Source organism: Rhizobium skierniewicense (assembly GCF_014196515.1).
Taxonomy (GTDB): domain Bacteria; phylum Pseudomonadota; class Alphaproteobacteria; order Rhizobiales; family Rhizobiaceae; genus Agrobacterium; species Agrobacterium skierniewicense.
The window spans coordinates 209,959-222,165 of sequence record NZ_JACIDV010000001.1 but is presented as its reverse complement, the minus strand read 5'-3'; the positions used below and the strand labels follow the sequence as shown (position 1 = coordinate 222,165).

General features: G+C 56.8%; 11 protein-coding genes. 4 read left to right on the top strand and 7 right to left on the bottom strand.

Going from position 1 to position 12,207, the window contains the following annotated elements:
• Positions 1–159 precede the first annotated feature (159 nt).
• Positions 160–999 carry an alpha/beta fold hydrolase gene (locus tag GGQ73_RS00980; RefSeq protein ID WP_183893759.1) on the bottom strand — a complete coding sequence of 280 codons (840 nt, stop codon included), beginning with the start codon at positions 997–999 and terminating at the stop codon, positions 160–162.
• 262 nt (positions 1,000–1,261) lie between these two features.
• On the opposite strand from GGQ73_RS00980, the gene GGQ73_RS00975 reads away from it, so the two are divergent.
• Positions 1,262–2,266 carry a GlxA family transcriptional regulator gene (locus tag GGQ73_RS00975; RefSeq protein WP_183893249.1) on the top strand — a complete coding sequence of 335 codons (1,005 nt, stop codon included), beginning with the start codon at positions 1,262–1,264 and terminating at the stop codon, positions 2,264–2,266.
• 169 nt (positions 2,267–2,435) lie between these two features.
• Here the strand turns inward: GGQ73_RS00975 and GGQ73_RS00970 are convergent, their stop codons facing one another.
• The 6 genes from GGQ73_RS00970 to iolG all read right to left on the bottom strand — a co-directional run bounded on the left by GGQ73_RS00970 (position 2,436) and on the right by iolG (position 8,408).
• Positions 2,436–3,236: a TIM barrel protein gene (locus GGQ73_RS00970; protein ID WP_183893247.1), complete on the bottom strand. Its 801-nt coding sequence runs from the start codon at positions 3,234–3,236 to the stop codon at positions 2,436–2,438.
• 33 nt (positions 3,237–3,269) lie between these two features.
• Positions 3,270–4,388 carry a Gfo/Idh/MocA family protein gene (locus GGQ73_RS00965; RefSeq protein WP_183893245.1) on the bottom strand — a complete coding sequence of 373 codons (1,119 nt, stop codon included), beginning with the start codon at positions 4,386–4,388 and terminating at the stop codon, positions 3,270–3,272.
• A 9-nt stretch (positions 4,389–4,397) separates the two neighbouring features.
• The gene (locus tag GGQ73_RS00960; protein ID WP_183893243.1) at positions 4,398–5,177 is read right to left on the bottom strand and encodes an ATP-binding cassette domain-containing protein; all 780 of its coding nucleotides are present in this window, start codon (positions 5,175–5,177) and stop codon (positions 4,398–4,400) included.
• A gap of 2 nt (positions 5,178–5,179) precedes the next feature.
• Entirely contained in the window at positions 5,180–6,286 is a 1,107-nt protein-coding gene (locus tag GGQ73_RS00955) for an ABC transporter permease (RefSeq protein ID WP_183893241.1), read from the bottom strand.
• 61 nt (positions 6,287–6,347) lie between these two features.
• Complete coding sequence (locus tag GGQ73_RS00950) at positions 6,348–7,271, bottom strand: sugar ABC transporter substrate-binding protein (protein ID WP_174155202.1); 924 nt, start codon at positions 7,269–7,271, stop codon at positions 6,348–6,350.
• Positions 7,272–7,415: 144 nt separating this feature from the next.
• Entirely contained in the window at positions 7,416–8,408 is a 993-nt protein-coding gene (gene iolG / locus GGQ73_RS00945; RefSeq protein ID WP_183893239.1) for an inositol 2-dehydrogenase, read from the bottom strand.
• Between the two features lie 168 nt (positions 8,409–8,576).
• Between iolG and GGQ73_RS00940 the strand changes: the two genes are divergently transcribed.
• From GGQ73_RS00940 to GGQ73_RS00930, 3 genes are all read left to right on the top strand, one after another.
• Complete coding sequence (locus tag GGQ73_RS00940) at positions 8,577–9,605, top strand: LacI family DNA-binding transcriptional regulator (RefSeq protein ID WP_183893237.1); 1,029 nt, start codon at positions 8,577–8,579, stop codon at positions 9,603–9,605.
• 262 nt (positions 9,606–9,867) lie between these two features.
• Entirely contained in the window at positions 9,868–10,671 is an 804-nt protein-coding gene (locus tag GGQ73_RS00935; protein WP_183893235.1) for a GntR family transcriptional regulator, read from the top strand.
• Positions 10,668–12,179, top strand: coding sequence for an ABC transporter substrate-binding protein (locus GGQ73_RS00930; RefSeq protein WP_183893233.1), 1,512 nt, complete (start codon positions 10,668–10,670; stop codon positions 12,177–12,179). Before GGQ73_RS00935 ends, GGQ73_RS00930 begins: the two co-directional genes overlap by 4 nt.
• Positions 12,180–12,207: the final 28 nt, after the last annotated feature.

The following is a 12,207-nucleotide window of genomic DNA, read 5'->3' as shown; positions in this document are numbered from 1 at the left end:
GAGGGATCAGGCGTCCGTCTTGCACTGGAAGAGTCGAGAAGCATTTACGGCCTGGTTTCGCGTTTGATAGATGGCCAAACCCGGTGTGTTTCAGGCTATGCAATCACCATTGACCGCAGCGCAAAGCCGCTGCGGCCCGTTAATGAAAGCCTAGTTGGTTCAAGCCTGAATGAAGTCCAGGAGATCGGCGTTCAGCACCTCGGCATTAACCGTCAGCATGCCATGGGAGAAGCCTGGATAGGTCTTCAGCTTTCCGTTCTTCAGCAGCTTGACAGACTTGTGCGCTGAATCTGCGATGGGCACGATCTGGTCGTCTTCGCCATGCAGAACCAGTGTCGGAACGCTGATGGCTTTCAGATCTTCGGTCTGGTCTGTTTCCGAAAAGGCCTTGATGCCATCATAATGTGCCTTGGCTCCGCCCATCATGCCCTGACGCCACCAATTCTGGATGACACCTTCATGCACTGTCGCGCCTTCGCGGTTGAAGCCGTAGAAGGGGCCAGCCGGAACGTCACGGAAGAACTGCGCGCGGTTGGCAGCAAGTGCGGAGCGGAAGCCATCGAAAACCTCCATGGGCAGGCCTTCGGGGTTGGCATCCGTCTTCACCATGATCGGCGGGACCGCCGATACGAGAACGGCCTTGGCAACGCGGCCAGCAGGCTCACCGTGCCTGGCAACATAGCGGGCGACTTCGCCGCCACCGGTGGAGTGGCCGATGTGGACCGCGTTCTTGAGATCGAGCGCTTCAACGACGGCAAAGGCGTCGGCGGCGTAGTGATCCATATCGTGGCCTTCCGAGACCTGGGCCGAGCGGCCGTGCCCACGGCGGTCATGGGCCACGACGCGGTAACCCTTGGAGAGGAAGAACAGCATCTGCGCATCCCAATCGTCGGATGACAGCGGCCAGCCGTGATGGAACACGATCGGCTGAGCGTCCTTCGGACCCCAGTCCTTGTAAAAGATGTCGACCGCGTCCTTGGTGGTGATAGTACCTGTCATATCGATGGTTCCTTCTGATTTGGAAATAGCGGGAGTTTTTGCGGTCGCCGAAACATTCAGGGCAGCAAGAGAAAAAGCGCCGCCGACGCCGACGAGGACCTTGCGTCGGGTGGTTGTCGGACCAAAGCTCTGTAAAAATGTCGCCATTGTTTTTCCTCTGCAAGGGTTGTTAGCGTTATCAACTGCGATGAGGACAGATATACTCGGTTCCCATATCCTTGTGAGGTGGCGAAAATGACTTTAAACATGCCGGAAGTGACAAATGGCTGATAATGCCGAGCTTGTTTCCGAAATCGGGCTTCTGATCTATCCAGACTGCCAGCTGTCTGCGGTCTATGGACTGACTGACCTGTTCCGCATCGCCAACCAGTGGGCGCCGCAAAAAGCCGAAGCCATGAGGGCAATCCGGGTGTCGCATTGGCAAGTCGTCGATAATACGGTCATCTGTGTGTGGGACAGCCACCCGGAACACCGTCATCGCCTCGGGCACGTCATTGCACCACCCAGCATTATCATGCCGACGGAGATGAAGCCGATGCCCGCCGCGGCGGCCTGGATGGTACAACAACACAAGTCGGGCGCGACGGTCTGCTCCGTCTGCGCGGGCGCCTTTGTTCTCGCTGAGACAGGCCTGATCGACGGACGAAAGGTCACCACGCACTGGGCTTTCAGTGAGGAGTTGGCTGCGCGCTATCCTAAAATCGAGCTTGCTGCAGAACGATTGGTAATAGACGACGGTGATATCATGACGGCGGGTGGCATTCTCGCCTGGACAGATCTGGGATTGACGCTGGTGGAAAGGTTGATGGGTTCGGGCGTCATGCTGGCGACCGCTCGTTTCCTGCTGATCGATCCCCCGCGGCGCGATCAGCATCTCTACCGCAGCTTCATTCCGAAATTCGATCATGGCGATCCTGCGGTTCTTGCAGTCCAGCACCATATTCATGCGGATGTCGCCGGAACACACGAGGTGCCTGCCATGGCGCTGCGCGCCGCGTTGGCCGAGCGCACCTTCCTGCGACGATTCACCAAAGCAACCGGTCTGCGGCCTACGGAATATTTACAGCAGGTCAGAATGATGAAAGCGCGCGACGCACTGGAAACAACGAGCACTCCCATAGAGAGGATTGCGTGGGAGGTCGGCTACGCCGACGTAACGGCGTTTCGCCGGGTTTTCCAGCGTTTTACGAGCCTCAGCCCAGGCTCATACCGACAAAGATTTGGGGTTAGCGGAAAAGGGGTCGACACAGGATCACATGGACATTGAACCCAGAGGCCGCCCGTGACGGCTTGTTAAAACGACGTAAGGAAATGCTGATTGGTCGCTACTTTTATCCCGCAAACTGTTGATCGCATGGTCAATTCGAGCGGTTGTTTTTCATCTCGGCGCGATCCACGCGAGCCAAAAGCGCTCCTTACCTTGGGTCAGAAGAAGCCTATTCGTCACCGCTCATGTCCACCGTAAATGCGCGCCGAAATGCCTCAAGAGCATGTTCCGGCTGATCTTTTGCATAGGCCTCCATTCCAACGGGACCACGGTAGCCCATATCGAACAATGCCTTGGCGATGCCGGGATAATGGATTTCACCTGTCCCTGGTTCATATCGTCCAGGCACATCGGCAACCTGTATTTCTCCGATCCAGGGCAAGCAAGCTTTACATGTCTCTATCAAATTCCCCTCCCCGATCTGCACGTGGTAGAGATCGAGATTGAGCTTCAAACGTGGATGGTTGACGCTTTCCACCAGCGCAAGTGTATCTTCCGCACGACCGAATGGGGTACCAGGGTGGTCAACCGGAAGATTAAGGTTCTCCAGAGTAAAAACGACATCTTCCCTTTCGGCCAGATCTGCGATGCGCGCAAGTGTATCACGCGCCTTGAGCCACATTCGTCCTGTCATGACTTCGCTTGCGCGGATCGGAAGCCCGCCTTCGCCAAGACCTGTGCCATGCAGATTGAGGCGTTCCACCCCCAGACGCTTACCGATTTGGGCCGTCTCGCGGGCGGAGCGTAGTAATTCCGCCGCGCCTTCGTCGTCCGCCAGTCTCCCTGTGAGATAGCCGTTCATGATGGAGAAGGTCGCACCTGATCTTTCCAGAGCCACCAGATCATGATTTGGCCAGTTCCATAGACCCACCATAAAACCAAGCTCGTTGAGGCGCGCGCAGCGCCACTCAATCGGTTTGTCACGCCAAAGCATTTCAGCGCAGGCGGCAAGCGAAAACGGTTGCTCCATTCGTCTCTCCTTTTGAAGACTGCTTCCATACCGCTACAAGCGGATGACGGCCCCATTCGATATGGCCATGGCATGGATGATTTTTTCTATCTCGAGCGCATGGGCGAAATCAGGGCCGACATTTGGGGCTCCGGCAATGGCGGCAAGAAGGTCGCGTGCTTCTATGACTTTTTGTTCATTGAAACCGAAATTATGACCAGGAGCAGGACAGAAGGCGGCGAAATCCGGCTGATCCGGTCCGGAGAGGTGACGAACAAACCCTGCCTCTCCCGTCTTGTGCACCCAAAGCTCGTTCATGTTTTCCTGATCGAAAACGATCGTGCCGTCCTGTCCGTGCACCTCCCATTGAAGTCGGCATTTGCGCCCACGTGCCACCCGCGACGTGGCAAATGAGCCCTGAGCGCCCGATGTGAACCGCAAGAGCGCCATTGCGCTGTCCTCGTTCTCAACGGGCTTCGGCCCGTCGGGAGATGGACGCGTTGGAATGGCGACCTGCGTCTGGGCGACCACATCGGCCACCGGCCCCATCAGTGCCAGCATGTGACTCACGAGGTGGCAGCCAAGGTCGCCAAGTGCGCCGAGGCCACCACCTTCGTGAGTCATCCGCCAAGACCACGGGAGGAGTGGGTCGGCGGAGTAATCCTCGTCATAGACCCCGCGGAATGCGAGGGGTCGGCCTATAGCGCCATCTCCGATCAGGTGTCGTGCGGCCTGAAAGGCTGGGCTTCTCAGATAGTTGTAGCCGAGCATCGTTGCCTGACCCGGATATCTGGCGGCCGTCGCAGCCATCGCCTCGGCATCTTTGAGCGTCAGTGCCATCGGCTTTTCGAGCCAGACGTGCTTGCCGGCCTCCAGAGCAGCTTCCGCCATCGGACGGTGCATGCCATTTGGAGCCGTAATCGAGATGACATCGACGTTGGGATCGGCCACCGCTTCCTGCCAGCGTGCCGTAGACCGGGAAAAGCCGAACTGGCGGGCATAGCTTTCAGCGCTTTCTGGCGTGGCATCGCTGAGAATTTCCAGACGATGATGGGCGCCGCCGAAGACGGCAGCGACATTTCGCCAGGCCATGGCATGGCACTTTCCCATGAAGCCAGTGCCAATCAGCGCGATGCCGAGCGGTCGGTCAGGAAGGATGGATGATGTTGCCATGTTAAAACCTCAGATCGTTCCGCCAAGCGAGCCCTCGAGCGTCGCCATTTCCTGCCCTCCAGCCATCATGTCCTGCAGTTGCGACGCCGTGATTTCCCCGCGCGTGGCGGTGCCAAGTGTTTGGCCACGGTTGAGAACGGTAAACCGATCGCCGACTGCCATGGCATGGCGGACATTGTGCGAGATGAACACCACACCGATACCCTGTTCCCGTACGCGTTTGATGGTGGCAAGCACATTGGAGGTCTGTCGAACCCCGAGCGCCGAGGTCGGCTCGTCGAGGATCAGCACCTTTGCGCCGAAGTAAACGGCGCGGGCAATCGCAACCGTTTGTCGTTCACCGCCCGAAAGTGTCCCGACGGCCTGATCCGGACCACGCAAGTTGATGCCCATCTTGCGCATTTCGGCCATTGTGACTTCATTTGCGCGCTCGATATCGAAGCGCTTGAACAAGCCCCGGCCCTTGGTCGGCTCGCGCCCCATGAAGAAGTTGCGGGTCACCGACATGAGCGGGATCATCGCAAGATCCTGAAACACGGTCGCTATGCCAGCTTCCATCGCGTCGCGCGGGCTGCTGAACGACAGTGGCTTGCCCTCAAAAGTGATAGAGCCTTCCGTCGGCTTGTGCACGCCCGACATCGTCTTGATGAAGGTCGACTTTCCCGCACCATTGTCTCCTAGCAGGCAATGGCATTCGCCTGCTCGCAAGTCGAAGGTTACGCCGTTCAGCGCAATCACGTTGCCATAGTGCTTCTTGATATTCTCCATATGGATGATCGGCACAGACATGCTCAGCGTTCCCCTGTCACACGTCGACGAATGACGTTGTTGAAGATGACGGCCAAGAGCAGCATTGCGCCGAGGAACACCTGGAACCAATCCTGGTCGAAGCGGGTATATGTCAATCCGATCGTAACCATCCCGAAGATAATCGCGCCGAAGAAGGCCCCGATCGCGGAACCATACCCTCCCGTGAGAAGGCATCCACCAATAACGGCTGCGATAATCGCCTCGAATTCTTTCATGAAGCCGCGACGCGCATCCGTGGAGCCGGCATCAATGACCGTGATAATAGCCACGAGCGCCGCAGCGACTGCCGTGAGCATGAAGAGCGATACCCTGACGCGGCGTACGGGTACACCTGAGTTCTGCGCCGCGACGGAGTCGCCACCAGTCGCAAAGATCCAGTTTCCAACCGGGGTCCGCAAAAGGATGTAGGTCGAGATCAGCGCAAAAGCGATGAACCAGATGATCTCGACAGGGATGCCAGGCACTTTCGGCACACCCGACTTGAAACTGTCAACGATACCCGCTTCAGCCAGCCATCGCATGACGAAGCCGAAGGCGTCACCGGAAAACAGCGGTGCGAGGAAGTCGCCTTCAACGGCCTCGCGGATACCACGCAACTGCGTGGAGCCTCCTGTAAAAATCTTGAGGCCGACCAAGGACGCCCCCCTGAGAACAAACAGTCCGGCTAGCGTGACGATAAAGGACGGCAAGCCTGTGCGCAGGACGATCATGCCGTTGGCGGCTCCGAGAGCCGCAGCAAGCCCCAGGGTCAAAGGTATCGCGATAATCAATGGCATGCCGACATTCACGACGAAAACGCCAAACATCATACCGGCAAACGCCACCATCGAGCCGATCGACAGGTCAAATTCACCGCCAATCATGAGCAGGGCCGCAGCAATGCCAAGAATTCCGAGCTGGGCTGCCGGGGTCATGAAATTCATGACGCCTGAAAGGGTGAACATGGTACGGTCGGCAGTGATCATGAAGAAAAGTGTGACGAGAATCACTCCGCCTATTGCGCCTAATTCCGGCCGTTTCATCAGTTTCGTGGCAACGGATTCCGACTTGATCCGCTCGTCCACAGGTACGGCTGAGTCTATCGACATTGGTTTGTCTCCTGATCGGTGTCCGGACCGCAAAGACGAGTGCGGCCCGGTAACGATGTGATTAGCGAATACCCTTGGCCGACAGGTCGATGACCTTGGCAGCCGTGTCTTTGGTCACAAGGTTAGGGCCGGATGGCACATCTCCGCCGGGAATCAGGCCGTATTGCGCGTTGAGAGCAAGGAAGGCGACCGGCAGATAGCCTTGCAGGTATTGCTGCTGATCGATCGCAAATGCGGCCTTGCCGTCAGCGACATCCTTGAGAAAGCCGGCAGACAGATCGAAGGTCGCGATCAGCACGTCATCACGGCCAAGCGCCTGGGCTGCCTTGACAGTCGGTTCGCCGACGAGAGAGGCATTGAGCCCGAGTACAACGTTGACGTCCTTGTCGGAATCGAGCGCCGCGCGGACCTTGGACTCCACTTCAGTCGGGTCGTTATTGGTTGGGAGAACGCTGACGTCCTTGCCAAATCCCTCCTTGAAACCGGCGCAACGCAGGTCAAGCGAGACGTTGCCGACCTCCTGATTGACGCAGATGGCTTTTTTGCCGCCGAGTTCAGCGAGTTTTTGACCGGCAACCTTACCCGCATCGAACTCGGACTGGCCGACATGCAGTTTTGCACCAAGTTTGCGCGCAACGTCCGAGCCGGAATTCATGGAGATAACCGGGATACCCGCGTCAACAGCACGCTTGATCGACGGGCCAAGCGCATCCGCATCCGGGATCGACACGACAATACCATCGGGATCCTGATTGACGGCCGCGTCGATCAACTGTCCCATTGCGACCATGTCGAAGGTTTCGGGCGAGCGGAAATCGACGTTGACGCCGGTATCCTTGCCGGCCTTTTCGGCACCGTTCTTGACGACAGACCAGAATGGGTCGTTGGCCTGGCCGTGCGCAACGACGATGATATCGGTCGCAAGCACCGGAGTGGCGGCAGCGATAAGGGCAGCGGTAGCAGCAGCTGCAAGCAATTTCTTCATAACATCCTCCCAATTGAGTTACACAGCGTCACTCCCACGACGCTCCGTCTTTCCGGTCGCACGGGGCCGGCACCGAATGGCTGGACACATTCGAGGTGTCGCAGCAATATCCTCTGTGCCGCCTTGAAGCGGCACCGCTCATCTTTAAAAGGAAACCGCGACTGGCTGGCCGGACCGAGCCGACTGGGTTGCCGCCTCCGCCAGCGCAAGAGCTGCAACACCGTCTCGCAGCGTCACCGGCACAGTCGCACCATCAAGTATAGCAGAGACAAAGGCATCCCATTCTGCTGCATAGGCGCGCATGTAGCGTTCAAGAAAAAAGAACTCCGGCTTGGCGCTGGTGACACCCTGCTTCGTTGCCTTCGAGACCGTATTTTCAAGCACGTTTCCGGCTGACAAAAGCCCATCGGAGCCCAACAGCTCCACACGCTGGTCATAACCATAGACGGCGCGTCGGCTGTTTTTGATCACGGCAATGCGGCCATCGGCATAGCTCAGGGTCACCACGGCCGTATCGACGTCACCAGCCTTGCCAATCTCGGGGTCTACAATTGATGTGCCGACAGCATGAACGGCTTTAGGCGTCTCCCCCATCAGGAAGTTCGCCATGTCGAAGTCGTGGATCATCATGTCGCGAAACAGGCCACCCGACACTTTGATATAGGACACCGGAGGCGGGGCCGGGTCGAACGACGTGATTGACAGCAGTTCCGGTTTACCCACTTCGCCGGCAACAACGGACGCCTTGATTGCCGCAAAATTGGGATCAAACCTTCGATTAAAACCGATCATGACCGGCACGCCTATCTTCGAGACGACGTCCAGGCAGGCTTGAGCGCGCTTGAGCGAGAGATCGACCGGCTTTTCGCACAGCACGGCCTTGCCGGCAGCAGTTGCCTGTTCGATCAGATCCGAGTGCGTGTCGGTTGACGTCGCTATCAGTACCGCATCGATCGAGTCGTCGTTGAGTATATCGTCCAAATGAGCGTATGTGGAATTGTGTGCCGCCGCCAGTTGTCTGGCCACTTCTTCGTTGACATCCGACACTGCGGCAAGCTGACTCCTGGCATGACCAGCGATATTAACAGCGTGGACGCGGCCGATGCGACCAGCACCCAGCAACCCGACTTTGAGCATGTTTATTTCTCCCCTAAGAGGCACTCCCCTGCCCCTTGGATCCAGACAGTACAGTTTTTGCACCCGTGAGCAAGCCAATTTTGCTCACGGGTGCAGAATTTGTTTCAGGTAAAATTGAAAATGCTTATAAGCATTTGTGAATCGATCGACGAAGATCGCGGAGTTGACATGACTGACGACGGGACGACGCCATTTGCCAACATCACTGCTGACGATGTCGCCGAGGAAGCGGGCGTTTCGCGTTGGACCGTCAATCGGGCATTCCGTAAGGATGCCTCCATTTCGGCGAAGAGCCTCGAAAAGGTCCATGCTGCGGCAACGCGCCTTGGATACGTTCCTGACTTGCGCGCTGCGAGCCTTTCTTCAGATCGCTCCAATTTGGTCGCGCTTCTGATCGATGATTTTGCAAATCCCCACAAGCTTGTGATGATGGAGCGTCTGACCCGCATCCTTCGGCGAGAGGGTTTTGATATTCTGCTCATCAACACGCTGAACCGTGAAGATGCCAGCCGAGCCCTCCTCAACGCCAGCCAACGTCGTGTCGACGCCGTCATTCTGATCGGATTGCAGTTCGATGATGAGGTGCTGGAGACCGCCCTACACGCACGCCGGTTTCGCAAACTTATCATTTTTGCCCGTACGTCACGCAATCCCAACACGATCTCGATCGCAGTCGATGATGTTGACGCCATGAAAAAGATTGCTGATTACGTCAGGGAACAGGGCTATCGCAGACCGATGTTTGTCGCCGGACCAAGCACGTCGTCGGCGCATCTCCTTCGCAAAGAGACTTTCATGGACTATTGGGGCCAGCACTTTGGCTACCAGCCAGAAACAATCGAGGTCACGGCTTATGATCCGGCGCTCGCTTCCCGCGTTGTCGAGGTCGCCCTGTCTGGACGTGAGCCAACGTCGCGCCCGGACATTCTGGTCTGCGAGAATGATGCTCTTGCGATCGGCGCCATCGATGTCATTCGTCACAAGCTTGGTTTGCGCATACCGGAAGATATTGCCATTACCGGGTTCGACGACGTGCCCCAGGCGGACAACCCCAACTACAGCTTGACAACCTATCGACAGCCGCTGACCGAGATGGTTGAATACCTCGTAAAAGTCCTGGCAAACCCGGACCGAACAGATCTCGACCGATTGTTTGCGGGGACGCTGATCCAGCGCGGCAGCGCCAAGGCGCGTTGAAGCCGCCGATCATCCAGACAACGACCGGACGAGCGCCATCTGCCAGTGAGATCAGGCCATCTCTCAGCATCCCCTCGCCTATCGTGTTGATGAGCACATCACAACCATACCCGAACAGAGGTACGCTCTGTTCGTTCAGGCATAGCCCGCGCGCCCCACCGGCATCCCGCAGTTTTGAAAAGCGAGATAAAAATTCCAATTTACTTTTGTGAAATGTCAATTTTTACCTTGTGAAATCTCAGAACGAATATATCGTGATCATATGCTAGATCAGTCCTCGCCACTCACCCATTCGATCCTGCAACCTGAGGGCAAGAATGCCTTTGCTCTCAAGCGCCTCAGGCGCGCCTTGATTGACTGTGAACTCTGCCCTTCAGAGTCCTTGTCAGAGGCTGATGTGTCTGACCGGTTCGGCTTGGGCAGGGCCGCAGTGCGCCATGCCTTTGCAAAACTGGAGGTGGAGGGGTTCATCTCTCCGATCCCAAGAAATGGCTGGCAAGTTGCGCCGATTACCGGCGCGGCGATTGGCGATGTTCTGGAAGCGCGATGTGTTGTAGAACCGCAACTTGCGACAGGTCTCGTCACGCAGCAGGATTTGAGACATCTCAGGATAATTTCGTCTCAGCTTGATGCGTTGGCCGGCCGCACAGAGGCCGAGGCCGTTGTCGCTTCGAGAGCCCTTGATCGTTCATTTCTCAATTTGCTGTCAAAGAGGCGCGGCGAAATCATAGCGCAGTGGGTAAATGGCGCCCTTGATCATTCCGCCAGACTGCTCTCATATTTTGAGGCCGGGCAGCCGGTTTACGCTCCATCTTCGCGCACGCAGTTGGTCGATCTTCTGGAAAGCGGCGACGAGCCCGCCGCACGCAGCCTCCTCTTGCAAGAGGTTTCACGGTTCCGGGAATACATTGTCGGCCGCATGCTGCGGTCTCGCACATTTGCATCTTCACTGACCGATGTCACAGGCGTCGCTACGATGGGCGGCGAGCTTTCTATCGATCACGTTACGGCGCCACGACGGCATGCAGCTCCATTGACTTCTAAAGATAAGGGTACTGAGCAATGACCAATTCTTTGGGTAAAAAACTACTGGTTTCAGTCTTTGGCGCCTTTCTTCTGACAGCGCCATTGGTGACACCTGCGCTGGCAAAAGACAGCCTGACGATCGATCTGGTCAACGAGCCTTCGTCGCTGGACCCACACGTGCAATGGAATCCGGACAGTTATTACGTCTATAGAAATATTTTCGACAATCTGGTCACACGTGACGATGCTGGCAAGATCATCCCGCAGGTTGCCACGGAGTGGAAATATCTTTCCGATACGGAAATCGAGTTCAAGATACGCAATGATATCGTATTTCACGATGGTTCCAAGCTGACTGCCGACGATGTGGCCTTCAGCGTCAAGCGTATCACCGACACGAAATTCGGTAGTCCGCAGCTTGGTCAGTTCAACAAAATCCTGGACGCGAAAGTGACCGGCCAGGATACCGTTACGTTGACCACGGACGGCCCGTATCCGGCATTGCTTGCCCAGCTTGTCAAGCTGTCCGTCGTTCCGAAGGCCATTGTCGAGCGTGTGGGCAAAGATGCGTTCAATCTTCAGCCGATAGGCAGCGGGCCCTACAAGTTCGAAGCGTGGCAGCGTGGCGTCTCCGTCACCCTTGCGCGCAATGACGCCTATTGGGGTGAAAAAGGAAAATTTGAAAAGGCAACTTTCAGGGCTGTGCCCGACGCCTCCACCAGATTGGCCAATCTTCAGGCTGGAACATCGGACCTCGGCGTCACGCTCGATGGGGATCTGGCGGCACAGCTCGAAGGCTCTGCGTCTGCAACGACGCTGTCGGCCTTGACGGAACGTGTTGCTTACCTGCGCCTCAATACGCAGAAACCTCCCTTTGACAATGTAAAACTGAGAGAGGCCGTTGCACATGCCATTGATAAGGAAGGCCTGATCGAAGGTATTCTCGGCGGTCATGATAAGGCAGTCGACGAGCTGGCAACACCGGTTCATTTCGGTTGGGTAGACGGCATCAAAGGTCCGGCATTCGATCCTGATCAGGCCAAGAAAATCGTCTCCGAGGCTGGAGAGTCTGCGAAGGCGAAAATCAATTTTGCAACAGCACCAGTCTTCGATCAACGTGTGGTCCAGGCCATACAGCAGATGCTGTCTGATGTCGGCTTCAACGTCGAAATCGAGATGACGGATATGGCGACCTATTTGAAGCGCTCTCAGGGGGGGCCGGAAACTGCGTCCTTGCTGGGCTACGGTCGCTGGTCATGCGCGTGTCAGGATGTAGACGGCGTTCTATTCCCCTTGCTGGATTCCAAAAACAGCTGGTCGACCTATCGCAACCCCGTTGTGGACAAGCAACTGGCTGATGCGCGATCGACCCTGGATGAAGGCAAGCGTCTGGAAAACTACCGGAAGGTGCATGAAACGGTAGGAAGCGATATCCCTGTTATCCCGCTCTATCAGGTGGCCGCAATCTATGGTGCCTCCAAACATCTCGTGTGGACGCCGACGCCGAATGAAAGCCTGTTTCTGAACCGCATGACATGGAGCGATTGAGGCACCGTATCGAACGCTTGCCAGAGCG